Origin of the sequence: Bacteroides caecigallinarum (genome assembly GCF_021531075.1) — a bacterium.
GTDB lineage: Bacteria > Bacteroidota > Bacteroidia > Bacteroidales > Bacteroidaceae > Phocaeicola > Phocaeicola caecigallinarum_B.
This window is the reverse complement of record NZ_JADYTJ010000037.1, coordinates 1-21,781: the sequence shown is the minus strand read 5'-3', so window position 1 is coordinate 21,781 and position 21,781 is coordinate 1. Positions and strand designations below refer to the sequence as shown.

The 21,781-nt window shown below is 44.6% G+C and carries 18 protein-coding genes; 5 read left to right on the top strand and 13 right to left on the bottom strand.

Annotation, left to right across the window (positions count from 1 at the left end; genetic code table 11):
• Positions 1-65 precede the first annotated feature (65 nt).
• The 5 genes from rpoN to I6E11_RS10340 all read left to right on the top strand — a co-directional run bounded on the left by rpoN (position 66) and on the right by I6E11_RS10340 (position 5,072).
• A complete protein-coding gene (rpoN, locus tag I6E11_RS10360; protein WP_235337971.1) occupies positions 66-1,544 on the top strand; it encodes an RNA polymerase factor sigma-54 in 1,479 nt (492 codons plus the stop codon).
• A gap of 3 nt (positions 1,545-1,547) precedes the next feature.
• Complete coding sequence (locus tag I6E11_RS10355; RefSeq protein WP_235337970.1) at positions 1,548-2,228, top strand: phosphatase PAP2 family protein; 681 nt, start codon at positions 1,548-1,550, stop codon at positions 2,226-2,228.
• A gap of 32 nt (positions 2,229-2,260) precedes the next feature.
• Positions 2,261-2,641, top strand: coding sequence for a glycine cleavage system protein GcvH (gcvH, locus tag I6E11_RS10350; RefSeq protein ID WP_235337969.1), 381 nt, complete (start codon positions 2,261-2,263; stop codon positions 2,639-2,641).
• Between the two features lie 76 nt (positions 2,642-2,717).
• On the top strand, positions 2,718-3,227 hold the full coding sequence (gene purE / locus I6E11_RS10345) for a 5-(carboxyamino)imidazole ribonucleotide mutase (RefSeq protein WP_235337968.1): 510 nt from the start codon (positions 2,718-2,720) through the stop codon (positions 3,225-3,227).
• The gene (locus I6E11_RS10340; RefSeq protein ID WP_235337967.1) at positions 3,228-5,072 is read left to right on the top strand and encodes a 4-hydroxy-3-methylbut-2-en-1-yl diphosphate synthase; all 1,845 of its coding nucleotides are present in this window, start codon (positions 3,228-3,230) and stop codon (positions 5,070-5,072) included.
• Positions 5,073-5,199: 127 nt separating this feature from the next.
• Here the strand turns inward: I6E11_RS10340 and I6E11_RS10335 are convergent, their stop codons facing one another.
• The 13 genes from I6E11_RS10335 to I6E11_RS10275 form a co-directional block, all read right to left on the bottom strand.
• Entirely contained in the window at positions 5,200-6,159 is a 960-nt protein-coding gene (locus tag I6E11_RS10335) for a DUF5106 domain-containing protein (protein WP_235337966.1), read from the bottom strand.
• A 69-nt stretch (positions 6,160-6,228) separates the two neighbouring features.
• A complete protein-coding gene (locus I6E11_RS10330) occupies positions 6,229-6,960 on the bottom strand; it encodes a hypothetical protein (RefSeq protein ID WP_235337965.1) in 732 nt (243 codons plus the stop codon).
• Positions 6,961-7,133: 173 nt separating this feature from the next.
• On the bottom strand, positions 7,134-8,498 hold the full coding sequence (locus I6E11_RS10325) for a BACON domain-containing protein (protein ID WP_235337964.1): 1,365 nt from the start codon (positions 8,496-8,498) through the stop codon (positions 7,134-7,136).
• Positions 8,499-8,667: 169 nt separating this feature from the next.
• Positions 8,668-10,593 (bottom strand): BACON domain-containing protein, encoded by a 1,926-nt coding sequence (locus I6E11_RS10320; RefSeq protein ID WP_235337963.1) that lies wholly within the window; start codon positions 10,591-10,593, stop codon positions 8,668-8,670.
• A 428-nt stretch (positions 10,594-11,021) separates the two neighbouring features.
• Positions 11,022-12,395 (bottom strand): hypothetical protein, encoded by a 1,374-nt coding sequence (locus tag I6E11_RS10315; RefSeq protein WP_235337962.1) that lies wholly within the window; start codon positions 12,393-12,395, stop codon positions 11,022-11,024.
• Positions 12,396-12,438: 43 nt separating this feature from the next.
• Positions 12,439-13,413 carry a M48 family metallopeptidase gene (locus I6E11_RS10310; protein WP_235337961.1) on the bottom strand — a complete coding sequence of 325 codons (975 nt, stop codon included), beginning with the start codon at positions 13,411-13,413 and terminating at the stop codon, positions 12,439-12,441.
• A gap of 23 nt (positions 13,414-13,436) precedes the next feature.
• Entirely contained in the window at positions 13,437-13,994 is a 558-nt protein-coding gene (locus tag I6E11_RS10305) for a LemA family protein (RefSeq protein WP_204445963.1), read from the bottom strand.
• A gap of 268 nt (positions 13,995-14,262) precedes the next feature.
• On the bottom strand, positions 14,263-15,540 hold the full coding sequence (locus I6E11_RS10300) for a hypothetical protein (protein ID WP_204445946.1): 1,278 nt from the start codon (positions 15,538-15,540) through the stop codon (positions 14,263-14,265).
• A gap of 159 nt (positions 15,541-15,699) precedes the next feature.
• Positions 15,700-17,163 (bottom strand): hypothetical protein, encoded by a 1,464-nt coding sequence (locus tag I6E11_RS10295; protein WP_235337960.1) that lies wholly within the window; start codon positions 17,161-17,163, stop codon positions 15,700-15,702.
• Between the two features lie 42 nt (positions 17,164-17,205).
• Positions 17,206-18,891, bottom strand: coding sequence for a BACON domain-containing protein (locus I6E11_RS10290; protein ID WP_235337959.1), 1,686 nt, complete (start codon positions 18,889-18,891; stop codon positions 17,206-17,208).
• A 174-nt stretch (positions 18,892-19,065) separates the two neighbouring features.
• Positions 19,066-19,971 (bottom strand): hypothetical protein, encoded by a 906-nt coding sequence (locus I6E11_RS10285; protein ID WP_235337958.1) that lies wholly within the window; start codon positions 19,969-19,971, stop codon positions 19,066-19,068.
• A 294-nt stretch (positions 19,972-20,265) separates the two neighbouring features.
• Positions 20,266-20,778 (bottom strand): hypothetical protein, encoded by a 513-nt coding sequence (locus I6E11_RS10280; protein WP_235337957.1) that lies wholly within the window; start codon positions 20,776-20,778, stop codon positions 20,266-20,268.
• A gap of 80 nt (positions 20,779-20,858) precedes the next feature.
• Positions 20,859-21,383 (bottom strand): hypothetical protein, encoded by a 525-nt coding sequence (locus I6E11_RS10275; RefSeq protein ID WP_235337956.1) that lies wholly within the window; start codon positions 21,381-21,383, stop codon positions 20,859-20,861.
• Positions 21,384-21,781 lie beyond the last annotated feature (398 nt).

The following is a 21,781-nucleotide window of genomic DNA, read 5'->3' as shown; positions in this document are numbered from 1 at the left end:
TTAAAGATTGACCGTCACAATTATTTTATTACATTTGCCAATAAAATTTTATCAGAGTTTATAAAATGGCACAAAACTCACGTCAAATACAGTCGCAAGCTCAGCAACAGGTACAGACACTTTCGCCACAGCAAGTGTTGCTGGTAAAACTACTGGAACTACCAACAGTGGAATTGGAAGAAAGAGTACATGCAGAAATTCTTGACAATCCGGCATTGGAGGAAGGTAGAGATCCTTCAGAAATAGCAGAAGACCAGGCTAACGAATACCCAACAGACCCGGATGCAGATCCGGATACTAATTATAATGAAGATGTTTCATTAGGCGACTACCGCACAGAGGACGATATTCCAGATTACAAATTGCAGGAAAACAACCGTTCTAATGGAGATACTCCGGAAGAGATACCTCTATCGGATAATGTTTCATTCTATGAAACTCTAAAAGAACAGCTGGACATGCAAGAACTTACTGACGAACAAAAGATGCTTGGAGAATACATCATAGGTTCGCTGGATGATGACGGACTCTTGAGAAAAACTACAGAGTCCATAATGGACGAGCTTGCCATTTATCAGGGAATTTATACCACTGAAGAGGAACTGGAACATATTATATCAATAATACAAGACTTCGATCCTGCAGGAATAGGTGCTAGAAGCCTACAAGAATGTCTGCTTCTTCAGATAAAAAGAAAGGAAGACTCTCCACTTAAAAAAATTGAATATGATATCATAAACCAATATTGTGACGAGTTTACAAAAAAGAATAAAGAAAAGATTATACAAAAACTTAACATCACAGAAGAAGAATATAATGCTGCTGTAGCAGAACTTGTTAAGCTGAACCCACGACCGGGAAGCTCTATGGGGGAAGCTATGGGAAAAAATCTTCACCATATAATACCGGATTTTATAGTTGAAACAGAAGATGACGGGAATATAATCTTAAGCCTTAACAACAGAAATGTTCCGGAACTGAGATTGAGCCGTACTTTCACCGACATGTTGGAAGAACAGACCAAGAACAAAGCCAATCAGTCAAAAGAAGCAAAAGATGCTTTTATGTTCCTGAAGCAAAAGGTAGATGCTGCACAGGGATTCATAAATGCAGTGAAACAAAGACAGAACACTCTGCTCAGCACTATGCAAGCCATAATAGACCTGCAACGTCCATTCTTTACAGATGGCGACGAGACCTTGCTCAAACCTATGATTCTGAAAGATGTAGCCGAAAGGGCAAAGCTAGACATATCAACGGTTTCCAGAGTAAGCAACAGTAAATATGTACAAACAAATTTCGGAATATTTCCACTGAAATACTTCTTTAGCGACGGATATACGACAGAAAACGGAGAAGAACTATCGGTTAGAGAAATAAAAAGAATACTTAAAGAACTAGTTGACAATGAAGATAAGGAAAAACCGCTAACTGACGACGAACTGGCAGAATCTCTTAAAGAGAAAGGATATCCTATAGCCAGACGTACAGTAGCCAAATATCGTACACAATTAAATATTCCCGTAGCTAGATTAAGAAGGTAATTTATGGAAGAGAACAATATTCCTAACGAATTGACATATCATGATCCTGTTCCTTTAACGGAAGAAGAAAAGAAAGATCCGCTGTACATTGCATCTTACATTGTATCAGCCATATTCACTCCTTTTATGGTTCCGTTTGTAGCATTCCTATTGATATTCATATTCACATACCTGAATATCATGCCGTTATCCTACAAGCTGTCCATACTTGGTCTAATCTACTGTTTCACTATTCTTTTCCCTATGCTAGGAATCTATATATTCCAAAAAATAAACGGATGGGGAATAAAAGAACTTGGACACAGAGAAAACAGATTTATTCCATACGGACTTACCATACTGAGTTACATAGGAGGACTTATCACGATGTATCGTATACATACGCCCAGATATATGAGCGGAATTGTTTTAGCTGTACTTATATGTATGGTACTGTGTACAATCGTCAATTTCAAACTAAAGGTAAGTACTCATGCTGCAAGTAGCGGAATGATGGTGGGCGGACTACTTTCATACAGTTTCCTGTTTCAGTTTAATCCAGTATGGTGGTTGGCAGGATTCATTCTGTTGGCAGGAATGTTATGTACAGCCCGTATTATTGTACGTCAACATACATTAACGGAGGTTTTCGGAGGATTTATCCTCGGATTATTTTGCGGTGTCACAGGAATTTTGTTTATTTGAAAAGATATAATAACCTTGTAAATTTTAAGACCATGAATTTTCCAACTAACGTAAAGTACACAAACGAGCACGAATGGATTCGTTTTGAGGGAGAAGAAGCTTATGTGGGTATAACAGACTATGCACAGACACAGCTTGGCGATATTGTATTCGTAGATGTCCCTACAGAAGGAGAAACACTTGAAAAAGGAGAAACTTTCGGAAGTATCGAAGTAGTAAAAACCGTTTCAGACTTATTCTTACCAGTAGGTGGAGAGATACTGGAAGTAAATCCTGCACTTGAAGAAAATCCGGAACTTGTAAACAAAGATCCTTATGGTGAAGGATGGATTGTAAAAATAAAGCCATCTGATGCAAGTGAAGCAGACGACTTGCTGGATGCCGAAGCATATAAACAGTTGGTAAATGAATAACCATAGATATTCACAAGATTTTTTAAGAACAGTATAAAACTCAAAAACAAACAAATAAACTATAAGAAGAAAAAGAATGAAACCAATAGTAAGTATCATCATGGGCAGCACTTCTGACCTTCCTGTCATGGAAAAAGCTGCCAAACTGCTTGACGAAATGCAGGTTCCTTTCGAGATTAACGCACTTTCAGCACACCGTACTCCTGCCGAAGTTGAAGCATTTGCCAAAGGCGCAGCCGACAGAGGTCTGAAAGTAATAATTGCTGCTGCCGGTATGGCTGCTGCACTTCCTGGAGTAATTGCCGCCAACACAACACTTCCCGTAATCGGGGTACCTATCAAGGGGTCAGTTCTTGACGGTGTAGACGCTCTTTACTCTATCATACAGATGCCTCCAGGAATACCTGTAGCAACTGTTGCCATCAACGGAGCTATGAATGCTGCAATCCTGGCAGTACAGATGATAGCACTGTCCGACGAAGAATTGGACAAGAAATTTGCAGCCTATAAAGAAGGGCTCAAAAATAAAATAGTAAAGGCCAACGAAGAACTGAAAGAAGTTAAATACGCATACAAGACTAATTAAATGGATTACTTCAACTATTCACGCCGAAAGGCAAACGAAGTATATGTTGGCGCCACTCCTATGGGTGGCGCTAATCCTATACGCATACAGAGCATGACAAACACCGTGACAATGGATACCGAAGCTTGTGTGGAGCAGGCTAAACGTATTATTGATGCCGGTGGAGAATACGTACGCCTCACTACTCAGGGTGTACGCGAGGCTGAAAACATGAAGAATATCAACATCGGACTGCGTTCGCAAGGCTATAACACCCCTCTCGTGGCTGATGTACACTTCAATCCAAATGTAGCTGACGTTGCTGCACTCTATGCAGAAAAGGTACGAATCAACCCTGGAAATTATGTTGACCCTGCCCGTACATTCAAGAATCTGGAATATACAGACGAAGAATATGCCCAGGAAATACAGAAAATCCGCGAACGTTTCGTAAAATTCCTGAATATCTGTAAGGAGAATCATACAGCTATTCGTATCGGAGTGAACCACGGTTCATTGTCGGACCGTATCATGTCGCGCTATGGCGACACTCCGGAAGGAATGGTAGAATCATGTATGGAGTTTCTACGTATCTGTGTAGAAGAGAATTTCAACAACGTAGTTATCTCTATCAAAGCTTCTAACACTGTTGTCATGGTCAAGACAGTCAGACTACTGGTTCAACAGATGGAAAAGGAAGGCATGGCATTCCCTCTACACCTTGGAGTTACTGAAGCCGGTGATGGAGAGGATGGACGTATCAAGTCTGCTCTCGGTATAGGTGCATTACTGGCCGACGGTCTAGGAGACACAATACGTGTATCACTTAGCGAAGCTCCGGAAGCAGAAATACCAGTAGCACGTAAACTAGTGGACTATATCATCAAACGTGAAAACCACCCTTACATTCCGGGAGCTGAAGCAGATGATTTCTGCTATACTAATCCTTCAAGACGCAAGACACAAGCTGTAGGCAACATCGGCGGAAATAACCTGCCGGCAGTAGTTTCAGTCCGTCTGAATGGGAACATGGAAATGAACGAACAATTCAAACCAGATTACGTTTACTGCGGACAGAACTTGCCTGAAAACAGAAGAAAAGACATTGGCTATATAGTAGATGCAAATGTATGGAATGGCGAGGAAGGCACTTATCCTGCATTCAACACACAGCAGATTATCGGCCTCCACCAAATCCAATCGGACGTAAAATTCCTGTTCACCACATACATGGGCCTCAACGAAGAAGTGACTGCATGTCTGCGTCTGCATCCTGAAGTTGTAATTATCGCACAAAGCAATCATCCAAACCGTCTTGGCGAATATCGTGGCCTGGTTCATCAGCTCACCAGACAGGGACTGAACAATCCGGTAATATTCTTCCAGATGTACGAGGAAAGTTCTGTAGAAGATTTACAGATAAAATCGGCTGCAGACATGGGAGCATTGATTTTCGACGGACTGACAGACGGAATATTGTTGTACAATAATTCTTCATCCATTGCAGATACCAAACTTGACGAAACTGCATTCGGTATCCTGCAGGCAGGTAGAGTACGCACTTCTAAAACTGAATACATCTCATGCCCGGGATGTGGAAGAACTCTATACGACCTTGAATCAACAATTGCCCGCATCAAGGCTGCCACATCACATCTCAAAGGTCTCAAAATAGGTATAATGGGATGTATTGTCAACGGTCCTGGTGAAATGGCGGATGCCGACTACGGTTATGTAGGTGCCGGACGTGGTAAAATAAGTCTCTACAAACGTAAGGAATGTATAGAAAAGAATATTCCGGAAGAACAGGCTGTAGAAAAACTTATAGAACTTATAAAGGCTAACGGAGATTATCACGAAAAATAGCCATTAAACTTATATGTATTTTCCATATCATCACTACACTCTACCCATATGTAGAAATCATAGTGCTGATATGGAAATACTGTTTTTAAAACTCACCATTTTGATGCAGTTTCAATCATTTCTACTTCTAAAATCCCAGATTTCTACGCACCTCCGCATACGGAGCATCTTTAAGAATAACCTTCTTGCCATTATCCAGCAAATAGAGCGACGGCATAGCCTTAAGGTCGTATAATGCACCATCATTGATACTCATTCCGTCGTTCCCCACTATCCATCCTTCCGGCATAGAAGAACAAGTTCTTTTCCATACCTCCTCGTTACCTTCTGTATATACAGCCATAACGGTCAGTTTGCCTTCAGCCACAGCCATACTTAAATCCCTGTCTTCAATCATCTGCATCATTATGTCTTTGCATGAATGACATTCCGGGTCGAAGAACACCAGTAAGAGCCGGTTGCCCGATACAGGTGTTCCTAGAAGAGTTCTCGACCTTCCGTCCGGCATACGGTAACGGAAATCAGCGGCGATGCTCCCCGGAGAGTTTCGTCTCATCAGGTCCAGCCGGAACTTCAGCGCACCCTTTCTTGCATTGTCCAGCCGGTCGCTCTCCAGCATACGTTCAAGATACACCGCATACAGCCTTTCATTATAGAATGGCAAATTGACGTCATAGAGCAAATCGTCCACCATCCGCATACACACCATGCGCGCGTGTTCATGCTTCTCCATGGCGGAACAGAAATTATCGATACCATCCCTTACAAGTTCGGTAGAGATTGTTTCATCCGCCAGCATTGATATACAGTTTACGAATGCCTTCCCTATCAGTTCCCTGTTGTTCACCAGTGTAGTGTCGGCAAAATCAAACTCATCCCAGTAGTGTCGCAGCAGATAGGCTTTCCTCTCGTCCGGACTGCTTAACATCAGGGGAATGTCAGGATAAGGAAACCTGTCCACATTACCGCCCGCATTATCGGGAGCCGCAACCGTGTCCTGCGTTTTTCCCTCCTTATTCCCTTGCAAGCCACAAGAAACGGACAAAGTCATCATTAATATAATCGATAATGTTTTACTGATATCCATAATCAAAACAAATTCAATATTCTCACTAAATCATTGCCCAATCCCGAACCACAGGTTGGCCGGCAAGCGTCATTCTTTCTGGCAGCGCACAGCACGTCCTGATGCCCGCTGCCTGTCTCTGCAGTCGATAATTCCCTTCGGTTCTCCCGGATTGATATCTAAATTGAAATCTTTAGCGGTATGCGACCAGTACGAACCCATTGTAGATGAACGATTCATTATACCGGTTGTAGCACTATAATCAAAGGTGACAGGATACCAGCAGTTATAAGAACTTGTAAAGTAGTATATTGAACCGCTTGACTTTCCTAAATCCATCCCACGATGTTCTTCATCTTTAATATCCACCTCACACGTCACAAATTTACTGCCTAATACTTTGGCCCATATACCATTATCTCCTCCATCGGGAATCTTGTAGCCCGGAGGACATGGGTCGTAAATGGTTTTCGTCCTTCCCCAGCGCAAATCGCTTCCGGTATTATAACACCAGTCGTCGTTGTCTTCAAGCCCGCATATAAACGTTGTAGGGTTTACCGAGAGATAGAACGAAACCTTTTTCCCATCTACGGACAGGAAGCTAATCCACCTTTCAGTGCTTTTGGCCGACTTTGCCACACCGGCGCGCGGATTATCCAGAGTGTAGGCTATTGAATATTCTCCGCCCTCTCCCGGATATATTCCCGGCTGTTTGATGTTTATGTCGGGGATAAGCAAATCTATGACATCTTCTGCCGTGCAGCCGCCTATTGCGGTTGCCAGGCTTAATAAAGCTGTTGCGTAAAATAATAGTTTTTTCATAATATAAGTTTTTGGAAATAATCAGAAGGTAAAGCCCGGTGCCCTACCTTCTGACACCCGTTTTTGGCGGGCAGACTTCCCATTTTACACTTCAACACTTACCAATATGTAATCTTTTCGATTTGTCTTTTAAGATTTTACAGGCTGTGCAGAATTTTCGTTACGTTTCGGTCTCATTCTTTCTGGCAGCGGACAGAAAGGGCATTGCTACGAACTTCATCTTTACCTATATTTATTTCATTACTTTTGAATAAAACAGCATAGGATTTTGTATAATCGCCAGAAATTCCTTTGTTAGTCCAGCCACCATATGTGCCTGTTCCTACTAATTTATCGGTGGATCCTTGACGACATCCATTTGCAGGATACCAGCATATAGCTTCTTTTGTCAATTTCATTTCGCCCGGACCTGAGGAACCAAAGTTAGATCCATGGAGAATAGCATCGTAAGCACTATTATTAGAGTTATCACTTCTTAGGCCGGCAAGTCTCCATATATCTGAATCAGAAACTTTGTAGCCCGGAGGACATGGGTCGTAGATTGTCTTCACTTTATTCCATAGATTGTCATTTCGATCCTCAAGCCAGTCATAGTACCAACCATTTTCACTCTTAATGAATGTTGTAGGATTGGCTATTACGTATTCTATTGTGCCGCCTGTTGCAGGATCTACCGTAGACGGCCACGGGTCGAGTGTGGATTTTGCCATTACGCTTTCCGTAGTGGACGATGAGCCCAAGAACGGGTCTTTCCTTCCCCACTGGTAAAGCAGTCCGATAGCGTATATATCGCCGGGAAATGCCGATGTGGCACCAAGATTACGGTCCATCATCGTGCCCGCATCGTTATTGTAAACCTGGTCTTCCGGCTGGTCGGTCATCCAGATATGCCAGCTCCATAAAATCTTGCCCGCCTCATCCTTGGCTGCAATCAGGGCGTTACCCCTTTTGAAATCTTCATTGGTACTGAAATAAATCATGTCATTCTTGAATGACACCTCCGATATCAAGTCGCCTTTTTTAGGAGCGTCGCTCGTTCCGAAACTTTCCCACAGCACTTCCACTGATGCTACGGCACCCACAGATTTGTCGCTGTTACCTTTCACAGGAGGGAAGACGTATGTACCCGCACCGGTTACTATATAGCAGTTTGCAGTGGCAGTCTGGTTCAAATATGTGATTCCATCTTGCGTGATGCTTACGCTTGCTCCCTCCGCATCCTGATAGGAGAGTGCGATAGTTCCGCTTCTCTTTTGCCCTGATGAGTTTTCAGACAGTTTGAATGACACGCTTTTTTCGTTGACGGACAGCCCGGTTATCCATGAATCCTCGCTGCTCGCTTCCGGCAACACTCCTTCGCGCGGATTCTCAATGCTGTAGTTGATGGAATATGTTCCGCTCATTCCCGGATAGGATTTAGGCTGTTTTACTGATATTACGGGAGTAGGCAGCTCTGCTCCCCCTTCGTCTTTCTTGCATCCGCTAAGTGCGGTTGCCACGCTTAATAAAGCGACTGCGTAAAATAATAGTTTTTTCATAAGTTTGAGTTTTTAAGTTTGTAAGTTACAAGTTGGCAAGGCTTTTTAGTTGACGAGTTGACGAGTTGACAAGGTTGCCGTCCGGATGGGAGCCTTGTTACCTTTTAACTGAAGCCTTGTAACTTAATTCTTAATTATTAATTCACTACGGATAGCTCTAACAACCTAACTACCAGTATTCTATCTTCTGGCAGCGGACTGTTGCAGCACAAGAATTGTACAATGCCACTTTGCCTTCAAATGTATTTTTACCAATTTTCAAGGTGAAAGCGTTATATTCAAAATATAATTCATTTGTCCAATTGTAACAATACTCGCCCAAAGATTCGTAGAAGTTATTTGCATTTCTTTTATAACCAGTAAACGGATACCAGCATTCATTATCACTTGTGAATTTATAACCCATTGAAGAATAACCTAAGTTGGCACCGCCTTCACCATCTTTATAATCAATACTACCATCGCCTTTATTATTAGAAAGTGCTGTTCTCCAAATTATGTATTTTGGCACTTTGTAACCCGGAGGACAGGGATCGTAAATTGTTTTTGTTTTATTCCAACGGGGTATATCAGGAACTATGAAACACCAGTCCTTTTCACCATAAATAAAGGTTGTAGGATTAGCAATGGCATAATCTATAGTACCGGTATTTGCGTCTGATTCTATTTCATCCGGCCATTTAAGGGTTGTTGCAATTAATGGTATAAAATTATTTACTTTTTTATACGCTCTTACACCTCTGAAAGGATCTTTTCTTCCCCATTGGTAAAATAAACCAGAGGTGCCTGTATCTCCTCGATTGGCTGAGATTGCTCCAAGGTTTCGGTCCATCATGGTGCCGGCATTGTTTGCATAAACCTGGTCATTCGGCAGGTCTGTCATCCATATATGCCAGCTCCACAGTATTTTTCCCGATACGTCCTTAACCGCTATCACCGCATTGCCTCTCTTGAAGGTGTCTCCTGTCTTGAAAATCACTTTGCCGTTTCCGGCGTACACTTCCGATATAAGGTCGCCTTTTTGGGGAGCCACGTCCGTACAGAAACTTTCCCACAGCACCTCTGCCGTAGATATCGTTCCCACTGTTTCATCGCTGTTACCCTTTACAGCTTTGAACTGATAGTAGCCAGCCTCTGATACGATATAGCAGTTGGCGGATTCGTCATTGTCCAGAATATTTTCTTTTATCTGATTTACGGTAATATCCAATGTTGCCGCTCCGTCGTTATAGTTGAGCGTTATTTTTTCGTTCCTCGCGTTACCGGTTGCATTTTCACTCACGGTGAAAGATATATTCTTGTCGTCAATATTATCGATGGTAATCCAGTCACATCCTTCGCGCACTGTTGCATTCGGTATTACCCCTTCCTTGGGGTTTATTATCCTGTATTCCGTACTTCTGTTTCCTCCAATCGAAGGGACATCGAAAGACTGCGTCTGTACCTGTATTTCCGGGGCGGTGTATTTCTTCTGCTTGACAGTCACTTTCACCGACTCGGCACCATTGTATGACAGGATGATTCTCCCCGTCCTTTCAGAATCGGACAGGTTTTCCCCTACGGTGAACGAAATCTTCTCCTCCTCAATGAGGATGGCGGAAATCCAATCCACGTCGCTGTTAGCTTTCAGTTCGCCATTGTCGTCAGGGTTCTTTATCTGGTATAATATGGATTTTGCTCCTCCGTAGCATCCTATGTCTATCAATTGCGGTGCAGAGATCACCGGAGTTTCGGAGTATTCATACTGCTTTATTTTCAGGCTCACAGGTTCCGCTCCCTGATATGACAGTTCGATGCTTCCGCTTCTTTCCTTGTCGGAGCTGTTCTCCATGAGTGTGAAAGTGATTGCGTCTTCGCTCACGCCAAGGCTCGTAATCCATTTGGTGCCGGTGGCAGCTTCCAGTTTAACTCCTTCACGAGGATTTTCTATGCTGTAGCGCACCGAGTATGATTTCTCACCGCACGAATAAGTCTTGGGCTCCTTTACGGATATGACCGGTGGTGGTAACTCAGTGGCTTCTTCGTCTTTCTTGCATCCGCTAAGTGCAGTTGCCACGCTTAATAGAGCGATTATGTAAAATAATAGTTTTTTCATAATATGAGTTTTTGAGTTTATAAGTTTTTAAGTTACAAGTTGACAAGTTGACGAGTTGACAAGATTGCCGTCCGGATGGTCATTAGCTTCGCTGACCGTTGGTTCAGATTTGAGAATCAGACCAATCCTGCATATTCATTTCATGTTCACCGGCTGTTCATCAGACGTTCACTGCGTGTTCACTGAACGGCCGGTGAACAATCAATGAACGACCGGTGAACACACAACTAAGAAAAACAAGTCCCTTATTCCGTCTGAACGAAGTTTTTGGAAACAATCAGAAGGTAAAGCCCGGTGCCCTACCTTCTGACACCCGTTTTGGCGGGCAGACTTCCCATTTTACACTTCGACACTTACCAATATGTAATCTTTTCTATTTGTCTTTTAAGATTTTACCGGCTGTGCTGAATTTTTGCTACATGTCACTCTCATTCTTTCTGGCAGCGGACAGAAAGGGCATAGGAACGACCTATTTCTTGATCAGTAAATATTTTAGTCTTGTTACTGAATCGTAAAGAGTAGCTCAGTGTTCCCAAAGATGCAGTGTTAGACCAGCTGCCACTAAACCCATTTGATATAAGTTCACCAGACATTCCTGAATATATTCCGCAGGCAGGATACCAGCAATTTTCTTCTTCAGTCAATTTTATTGTGCCGGAACCTGAAGAACCAAAGTTGGCTCCAATTGTTTTACTATCGAAAGCATAATAAAACAGATTTGTGCCACCCAAAGCCTTATACCATATTCCATCTGTTCCGCCGTCAGGAACCCTGTAGCCTGGAGGACAAGGGTCGTAAATGGTCTTCTCCTTTTTCCACAAATTTCCATCAGCAGACGAAAGCCAATCAGAGAGATCAGGGGTTTCATTTTTGACAAAAGTTGTAGGATTGGCTATTACGTATTCTATTGTGCCGCCTGTTGCAGGATCTACAGACGATGGCCATTGGTCGAGTGTGGATTTTGCCATAATGCATTCTTTAATTGACGATGAGCCCAAGAACGGGTCTTTCCTTCCCCACTGGTAAAGCAGACCGATAGCCTCCACTTCTCCCGGAGTAACGGATGTGGCTCCGAGATTACGGTCCATCATCGTACCCGCATTTCGATTGTAAACCTGGTCTTCCGGCTTGTCGGTCATCCAGATATGCCAGCTCCACAGTATTTTGCCGTCCTTGTCTTTGGCGGCAATTAAGGCATTGCCCTTTTTGAATTCGGTTCCGGTCACGAAATAAGCCAAGTCACCTTTACAATATACTTCCGTTATCAGGTCTCCACTTTCAGGAACAACATCTGTTCCGAAAGACTTCCACAATATCTCCATAGAGGATACTTCGCCAACCGATTCCGTGCTGTTTCCCTTCACCATGGGGAAAGTAAATTTTCCGGAAGCTGATACGATATAACAGTTTGCTGTACCTGACTCGTCGATAGCCGTATAACTGTTTTCGCCTGATTCCTGTTTTACCTTTATTCTAACCTCTTCTGCATCCTGATACTTCAGAATAATACTTCCGTTTCTTTCTTTAGGAGAATTGTTCATTGTAAGATTGAATGAAACATTCGCTCCGTCAACGACAATGTTCGTTATCCATTCATCCTTGCTGCTTGCCTCCAAAGCCATGCCTTCGAGTGCGTTCTCTATGTTGCAGCTTAAGGTATAGGTACCTCCTTCAGACGGATAGACCTCAGGCTGTGTTACTGATATAGATGGTACTAAATCCACCACTTCGTCTTTCTTGCATCCGCTAAGTGCGGTTGCCACGCTTAATAAAGCGATTGAGTAAAATAATAGTTTTTTCATAATGGTAAGGTTTAATGAGTTTGTAAGTTTGTGAGTTTCATTATCAGAATTGCTCAAGTATGCGTATCCTCTCCTCAATAGGAGGATGGGTAGCGAACAGTCCGCCCAGCTTTCCCATAAAGCCTACAGACTGTTTTCCGGGATGCTGTATGAACAGTTGTGCTACGTCCTCGCGCTTCACCGCCTCTATATCCGGGTCTTTAGAAATCTTGCGCAGCGCGGAAGCTAAAGCCCGCGGGTTTTTCGTCATTTCCGCCGAGCCGGCATCTGCCAGATATTCCCTCTTGCGGGAGATGGCGAACCGCATCAGCGTAGCGATAAAATAGCCTATTGCCGCCACTATCGCAGCAAGGAGCATTATGATTAAAGTGCTTCCTTTCTTGTCGTCCTTGCCTGAGCCGGTGAACGACGAATACTGTATAGTCCGCCATGCCGTTACTGCCACCATAGAGAATACACCCACGAACACTATCGAAACTATGAGCAGCCTGACGTCGTGGTTGCGGATGTGCGACAGCTCGTGGGCTATGACAGCCTCCAGCTCCTCGTCGTCCAGCTTTTCTATTATTCCTTTCGAGAGAGTCACCGTGTATGTGCGTTCGTTTATTCCGCTTGCGAACGCATTTAGCGAATCGTCGTATATAATGTTTATTTTCGGTGTCTTCATGCCCAGGCTCATGCAGAGGTTTTCCACCAGATTGTAAACACGTTTGTTCTCCCTTCTTTCCAGCGACTTCGCCCCCGTGGAAGCCTTGATTATGCCCGTATTGAAGAAATATGCAATTATGAACCAGACGAAAACGCCTCCGAGGGCGTATGGTGCCGATTTCAGGAAAATGGAGTTGGCTTTAAGCCACAATACTCCTTCCGCATCTGTCTCTCCGGTGATTCCCAACCATGCCAGCATGATGCAAAAGAGGTACACCATCCCCACCACCAGACATGGGAACATGAAAAGAAGGAGCATCGAGCGGAAATCATTTCTGCTCTTCTGTGTCTGTATGCCTACGTATCCCATCTTGAAAAGTTTTGTTTAAGTTTTCAGAAGTTTATTTCAGGAGCCTTGTCCATAGTCTGACGCTGTTCTCCGAGGTCGAACATCATCTCTTTCCTGAACCCGAACATTCCGGCAAAGATATTCGACGGGAAAGTCTCCACCGCATTGTTCAGCTCTCTTGTGGCAGAATTGAAATATCGCCTTACTGCCGCAAGTTTGTTCTCCACATCGGATATTTCTTCCTGCAGCTGCATGAAGTTCTGGTTCGCCTTGAGGTCAGGATAAGCCTCGAGCGTCACCCTCAGTCCTGCCAGTGCCGACGACAGGGCGTTTTCCGCCACTATCTTGTCGTTTATGCTGCCGGCGTTCATTGCCCCGTTGCGTGCCGCCATCACCCTTTCGAGGGTTTCCTTTTCGTGGGTGGCATATCCTTTCACCGTAGCCACAAGCTGCGGGATAAGGTCGTGGCGTTGCTTTAGCTGTACATCTATGTCGGCAAAAGCGTTTTCTCTGTTGTTTCTCAGTTTAACCAAACGGTTGTAAAGTGTCACAGCCCATATCACGAGCAGTACGATGACACCTATCGAAATCCATAATCCTATCATGAGTATGAGTTTTTGAGTGAGTTAATGAGTTATAAGAAGTTAGAGAAGATATCAGATATAAGAGAGTTATGAAAAAGAAATATTATGCTTTTGGTAAAGAAGGTAAAGTATTGCGCTTTACCTTCTTGAAACAATTATTAACCGGTGATTCAACACCTTTATACTATGAGATATAGTATTCTGTTTACAAAGATACCTACTGAAAAACATTGCTTTTTGATACCTTCTCCACTTCTAAATATCTAACCGTATATTCCTTTAAGCATCACTCCGGCATCTGTGCCCCATACCCCGGTTCTACTCCGAACAGCTGTACCGCCTTGTCGAAGTTGTAGCGGTTACCGAACATTGATACGCGTGTAGTGGCTGTTCCCTGCATATTCAGTCCCAAGGCACTTCTGAAGGCGTTTGCAGCCGAGTTAGGGTCGAAACTTTCGGTGGTCATCACCTTAAGCGACGCGAATCCTTTCAGATATGCCTCGTCTATCACGTCCTTCAGCTTGCTTGTGTCCGGCAGCTCCTCGTTATTCTCGTACTTGGTCAGAGCTTCCACCTCGTCGAAACGTCTGCCCGGCACATAGAGCCATCCGCCTCCGCTTGTTCCTGCCATCACCAGGTCGCCCTTGTTCATGAAGAACAGGTTGTCGTATGCCGAACAAATCTTGCGTTTGTCTTCAGGCAGAGTGGAGTCGTCCCAGCCGGCATCCAACGCACCGAAGTTGTTGCAGCCGAATACGTTATGATGCACGTCATGGTCAGCACCGTTCTTGAAGCGGTAGCCGTAGCCCATGCTTTCCATTTCCTTTGTAGTAGGCCATGAGAACAGCACAGTGTTGTGATGGAAGTCCACTGTGGACTGATGCGCGCTCGTAGTCTGGTTCAAGCCTCCGTTGATCTCGCACGAAGCGTACAGGTTCGACACGAACACGTTGTTGTATATTTCCCATGCGCCGCCCATGTTTGTCATTATGATACCGTTGAACGAGGCGTTCAGGAACATACAGTTGCGTACGATGAACTTTCCTGCCACCTTTCCGCCTATGAGGCGTATGGTCTTGTTAGGCGGGTTGCCTACAGGCATGATTCGTCCCGTCTCGCATCCTTCCGGACAGCCGAAGCGTTCGTCCGTAGGGTCGGCCTTGGCATATTCGTGCACTAATCCGAGGTCGAAGAACAGTCCGTCGATGACGATTTGCGCGTCCTTTTTCGATGTCGATTCAATCATCAGCAGTCCCTGACCGATGGTGCCTCTTTGCTGCACAGTGGGCTGTATGCGTGTGATGTATTTCACAGGGTTACGTTCGGTGAAATCCTCGTTCCATCCACCTTCCAGGCTTACATATTTATTTCTTATCTGAAGCCATCCGCGGTCCATTGTTCCGAGATAGTTACCTTGAGCTATGCGGATTACGTCGCCGTCGGCAGCCTTATCTATGGCTTTCTGTACGTCTTTCATTGGAGATTCTTGTGTTCCTTCTCCTCTTGCACTACCTTTCGCTATATTTACGTAATAGATGTTTCCGTTTGTTTCCAAGTTTGTCATGGTATTGAGTTTTTTTAGTTTATAAGTTACAAGTTGACGAGTTGACAAGTTGACGAGTTGACAAGTTGACGAGTTGACAAGGTTTAGCTTCGCTGACCGTTGGTTGCCGTCCGGATGGAGGCCTTGTTATCTTGTAACTGAAGCCTTGTCGCCTTAATATCATTCCGGCATCTGTGCCCCATATCCCGGTTCTGCTCCGAAGAATTTCACCGCCTTGTCGAAGTTGTAGCGGTTTCCGAACATTGATACACGGGTGGTCATTGTGCCCTGCTTGTTCAGTCCGTGGGCTTCCCTGTATAAGTTTGCCGCCGAGTTAGGGTCATAGCTTTCAGTGGTCATGATTTTCAGCGACGCGAAACCTTTCAGGTAAGGCTGGTCTATCAGGTCCTTGAACTTGCTTGTGCTCGGCAGCTCCCTGTTGTTTTCGTATTTGGTCAGCATTTCCACCTCGTCAAACCGTTTAGCCGGCACGTTGAGCCATTTACCTCCGCTTGTACCTGCAAGCACGATGTCGCCCTTGTTCATGAAGAACAGGTTGTCGTATGCCGAACAAATCTTGCGTTTGTCGGCAGGGAGATTTGAGTCGTCCCATCCGCCGTCCAATGCTCCGAAGTTGTTGCAGCCGAAGATGTTATGATGCACGTTGTGGTCAGCACCGTTCTTGAAGCGGTAGCCGTAGCCCATGCTTTCCATCTCCTTTGTAGTAGGCCATGAGAACAGCACAGTGTTGTGATGGAAATCCACTGTGGACTGGTGTGCGCCTCCCGAAGTCTGGTTCAGACCGCCGTTTATCTCGCACGAAGCATAGAGGTTCGATACGAACACGTTGTTATATATTTCCCATGCTCCGCCCATGCTTGTCATTATGATGGCGTTGAACGATGCGTTCAGGAACATACAGTTGCGTATCACGAGCTTTCCTGCCACCTTTCCGCCTATGAGTCGTATGGTCTTGTTAGGCGGGTTGCCTACAGGCATGATTCGTCCCGTTTCGCATCCTTCCGGACAGCCGAAGCGTTCGTCCGTAGGGTCTGCCTTCGCATATTCGTGTACCAGTCCGAGGTCGAAGAATATACCGTCGATGATGATTTGCTCGTTCTTGTTCGATGTAGCCTCAATCATCAGCAGTCCCTGTCCGATGGTACCCCTTTGCTGCACCGTAGGCTGTATGCGTGTGATATACTTCACGGGGTTACGTTCGGTGAAATCGTCGTTCCATCCACCTTCCAGGCTCACGTATTTGCCCTTAATCTGAATCCATCCGCGGTCTAAGTTGCCCAAGTAGTTTCCCTGTGCTATGCGTACCACGTCGCCATTGGCAGCCTTGTCTATGGCCTTCTGTATGTCTTTCATGGGTGTAGCCTTCGAGCCGTCTGCCCTTGCGCTGCCTTTTTCCAGACTCACGTAGAGGGCATTCCCTGTGGCAGTGGCTGCGGCGGCTTTTCCGCTTACGCTTTGTATTGCATTGCCCGATTTTCCGCTTCCGGCATTACTTTCTGCTTTTGCGGCGGATTTTACTTTGTCCAAAACGCCTTTGCCGAATTGGGCTTCGGCCACTAATCCTGTGGCAAGCAACATGGCTGCCATCAGTAAGCTCTTTCTGATAAAATCATTCGTTTTCATCTCGTTTTTATTTAAAGGTTAATGATGTATTTTTGAATTATTTCATTCCTTCCGGCAACGGACAGCACGGGCGGTTATGCGAATTCCACTTTTAGAGGATAGGATGTAGTAGTTGCCATTTCCCTGGACTTCAAGACAGTATGATTCTGCATTTTCTGCCGAAGTACAAGACCAGTAGTTTCCGTTGTATTTTTTAAATTCATATATACCTTCCATAAAACCGGTCATGGGATACCAGCAGACGGCAGCCTCGTCAGTAAGCTTATGTTCCGCATTACCTGACGAACCGAAGTTATAGCCTTCGTTTGTTTTGTCGAAGAATTTTTCACTATTGATGGCCATACTCGGTCTCGTACCGAATGCCTTGGCCCATACTCCTTCCGGTCCTCCATCGGGCACCCTGTAGCCCGGAGGGCAGGGGTCGTAGATGGTCTTTTCGTGCTGCCAGCGTGTGTTGTCGGGGGTGCTGCCGGGTTCTATCTTTAACCAGTCGTATTTATTGCTCTCGTCTGCATAAATAAAAGTCGTGGGGTACAATATGGTATATGCTATTGTGCCATAGCCTGCGCTTGTCGCAAGTTGAGTCCATTCGTGCGGAACGGACCTTGCCGTATAATCATTGTATATGCTCCTCATTCCCAGGAACGGGTCTTTCCTTCCCCACTGGTATAGCAGTCCTATTGCCCCGTCATCGCCCGGGGTGGCGGATGTGGCTCCCAAGTTGCGGTCCATCATCGTTCCCGCATTGTTCCTGTACATCTGGTCTTCCGGTTTGTCCGTCAGCCATATATGCCAGCTCCAGATGATGGCACTCTTTCTGTCCCTTACCGCTATCACAGCGTTGCCTTTCTTGAATTGGTCCGGAGTCTTGAAGGTCACCGTATTGTCTTTTATTGACACTTCCGATATCAGGTCGCCTTTTTGCGGTGCCGTACCCGTGCCGAAGGTTTCCCACAGCACTTCCGCCGTGAGTTTTTCGCCCGGCGTACCTAACTTTTCAGTGCTGTTCCCCTTTACTGCGGCAAACGTGTATGAGCCTGCGCCCGACACTATGTAGCAGTTGGCGGTGCCGTGCTCGTCGAGTGCTATTACGGCGTTTGCTCCCGCCTGTTTTATCGTGATTTCCAATGGCTCCGCGTCTTCGTAGGTGAGGGTCATGATTGCCGTCCTTTCGAGGTCCGAAGTGTTTTTCTCTATCGTGAAGTCAATTTTCTGTGCGTCGGCCGTTATTCCGCCAATCCAGCTTTCGCTGCAGCTTGCTTTCAGCACCGCGCCGTCCTTTGGATTGACTATGGTGTAGCTTATCGTGGCAGGTCCGCCCACGTAGCTGAAGGCGGCAGGCTCCGTGGCCTTGATTATCGGGGTTTCGGAGAATCCTTTCTGCCTTATTCCGAGTGTCACCGTTACGGCATCCTGATAGTCGAGCGTGATGCTTCCGTTCCTTTCTTCGACCGATGTGTTTTCCGTCAGGCTGAAAGTGACGGTCTTGTCGTCGGCAGTCACTCCGGTAATCCATTCGTCATTGCAGGTGGTTTCCAGTTTCACGCCTTCGCGCGAATTTACTATACTGTATTCTACAGAGTATGTTCCGCTGATGCACGGATATGCCTTAGGCTGTTGCACCGATATCTCGGGTGCAGGCAGTTGCGCGGCTTCGTCTTTCTTGCATCCGCTCAATGTAAGCGCGATGCCTAATAATGCTGCTGTGCAGGATAATAAGTTTTTCATAATGGTAAGAGGTATTTGGAGTCAGGGAAGTCAGGGGAGTTATTGGAAGTTATTGGAAGTCAGGGAAGTCAGGTGTTTTTAGTCAGAAGGTAAAGAGGGGCTTTACCTTCTGACGCCCTCCAATGCAGGGCAGACACCTAATTATTTCTTCATTATCAAGAAGTTAATCTGTTTTTAAAAATAATAGTTAAGCGAGAGTCGTGCTCCGAAGTTCTCTATTCCGTAAAGCAAAGCGTTGCTTCCCGGGCTTACATAGTTGGTATATTTCTCCACTTGTCCGGTGTATGTGCTGAAGCCCTCATATACTGTATATGTCTCGGGCTGGAAAGTAACGGCAAGCGGAGTGAAGTTCATGCTTAGTCCGGCAGAAATCCTTTCGGCTATGAATACCTCGATACCCATTTCGAGCGAGAAGCCCAAAGCGTGTATGTAGCCGGCTGTGTATTTGTCGGTAGGACGTCCGTAGGCGATGCCTCCCTTGCCTGATTCATCTTTCATATCACCGGGTATAGGCATTGTGGACGGTATCTGGTTCAGGCTTGTCATCCGGTTGCCATAGTCGAAAGTGAGTCGTCCGCCTCCAATGGAATAGAGGATATCGCCGCCGAAGATAAATCTTACGGCCTTTTCGCCTACCATATATTCATAACCTAACATGAGGCTGGCGGTATTCATATTGGAATGTACCACATCGACCACCTTGTTCTGCGAGTCGGCGTCCAGAGCCACTGCCAGGTCGTCCTGTACATATTCCTTATAGTTTATAAGGCTACCGTTGAAACCGAGGCTTGCCCTTAAGGCCGCGTTCTTGTCCAAGCGGTATTTCACTCTCACCGCAGCCACGGGGTCCTGTGAGAGCATGAACATCTGGTCTCCATTGAATGCATGGCCTTTCGCCCAATCACCTACTTTGTCGCCCGAACTCGGCTGTGCCTTTATAGACGACATGGATACCGGATTGAATACTACTCCGATGGACCAATCTCCTTTTTGCGGAGTGTAATATTTGTTTTCCTGTGCTGTCAGCGATGTTGCCGCCATCAATAAAAGCGCAAACGCTGATAATGCTATTTTTTTCATAATGAAACGTGTTAGTGGGTTCTTTTTTTGTTCTGTTTCAGCTCAGTTGTTACTGAGAATCTGTCCAATCCGCTCTCGCTATTCCTTTGTTCCGTTCAATCGGGGTGATTATTGATAATGCCGGTTCAATCCGAGATTTAATCACTGGTATATTTAGGGTTATGGTTTATAAATTCCCGAATATCATATCCGACACACTCAAATCCGCAGAAACGAAAGAACGGAGAACGGAAGGAACAGATAACTCCGTTAACTTCACCAAGTCAACAAATCCAATATATGAAGAATGTGCTATTAAGGCTGTGTCATTCCGTCTTCCGATGTATATGCCGACGGAGCGAGGTCCAAAGCGAAGTAAACAGTCTTGCCTCCAGGTATATTATCTTTGGTAATTTCAGAGAAGAAATATGTTTCAGATGGGGAATAATCGCCTTCTTTATCCCTTGTATAAGATTCTTCAATTACCGAGCTGCTTGCTTTTATTGTCATAGCCTTGCCAATAGGACAACCTATTTCACATTCAAAATATCCTGCGCCATTGGTTTCCACTGTCTTATGAGAGAAATTTGTTACAGGAGGGGTACTTCCATCAGGAATACCATAAGAGATATTTACCACTGTTCCGGTTTTAACGATTTCAGGGTCAAGCGGACCTGAATCGTCATTAGCGAGATAGCGCACATGTCCTGTCACCTTGATTTTAACTGGAAGAGATTCTTCACTGAATGATGTCTGCACGTCTTTGCTGCAGGAAACTGCCATCAGCATGAATGCCACTGCCGATAGGATAATGTTGTAGGTTTTCATAACTGTTTGTTTTAAGAGTTTATTACTAAAGATTTTCTAAAACTAAAGATTATCAATAGGCAAGAAATGCCTGATGCGAATTACTCTTCTATTGAACTAAAATCAAAATCTATGACCTTGGTAACTATTTTTTCAGCATTGTAGAATAATATTTCTTCTTTAGGGTTATCGGCATAGCACATTTTCACACTTTCTTTGGTAAGCTCCATGTATTCCATATAATAGCCTTCTTTGTCTATATGTTCTTTATCTTTTCTGAATATGCGTCCGGATAAGCCGTCGTTAAATTCGGTTATATTGCATTCGTAAGCCAAACTGATATCTCTTATCGCATATCCTTTTTCGACAGTAATACCACACATTTCCGATAGCATGGCAGCGGCTTCATCTGAAGGAGCAACAAGAAAGGTTTCAAATTTGTTATTTTCAACCTTAAATGCTTCAGCCGGACTCCCAGGATATTCATCAATATAAATACTTGCAACCCAGAATACGCCTTCAAACTTCGGCGAATTGTCTGTTTCCGGTTCCTCGTCTTTCTTACAACTGCTTAATGCACACGCGATACTTAATAAAGCGATTACATAGAATAAATACTTTTTCATAACATTATTTTTTTAAAATTTCACTAATGCAAAGTAAACTGAATAGGGAAAGAGCTGTTATAACATACGGCGCATAATGGAGTGAAAAATGGTTGAAATGGCGCAAATTAACGCATACGGATTATAACATACGGCGCAACAATGCCGGTTAAAACGCTGTAAAACAACGCTTTAACCGGCATCAAAATTTACAATTCACGAAAAGTGTCGAATCAGGTGTTTTCTTTCCTGTATTCGGACGGTGTCATACCGAATTTTTCCTTAAATAGTTTTATTACTGTCCGCTAAAAGTTCATACATCATTATAATGATAGGGCCGTCCTCCGATTTTGGAAGTCAGCCCTATTTTGGTTATCTTTGAGTCACCACACTAAAAGTTTAACCATGAGCAAAAGTAC